The following is a 245-nucleotide window of genomic DNA, read 5'->3' on the forward strand; positions in this document are numbered from 1 at the left end:
AAAATTCAGAATTCATTGAGCTGTCGAAAGACATAAAACTTTTTAATTGAAGAGTTTGATCATGGCTCAGATTGAACGCTGGCGGCAGGCCTAACACATGCAAGTCGAGCGGTAACAGAGAGTAGCTTGCTACTTTGCTGACGAGCGGCGGACGGGTGAGTAATGCTTGGGAACATGCCTTGAGGTGGGGGACAACAGTTGGAAACGACTGCTAATACCGCATAATGTCTACGGACCAAAGGGGG

Annotated in this window: 1 rRNA gene; it reads left to right on the top strand. The window is 47.8% G+C overall.

Annotated elements, in window-relative coordinates:
* Positions 1-43: 43 nt before the first annotated feature.
* A 16S ribosomal RNA gene (locus tag H5119_RS20300) occupies positions 44-245 on the top strand; the annotation flags it as partial.

The sequence above is a fragment of the Pseudoalteromonas sp. SG45-5 genome (genome assembly GCF_014164085.1).
Taxonomy (GTDB): Bacteria; Pseudomonadota; Gammaproteobacteria; order Enterobacterales; family Alteromonadaceae; genus Pseudoalteromonas; species Pseudoalteromonas aliena.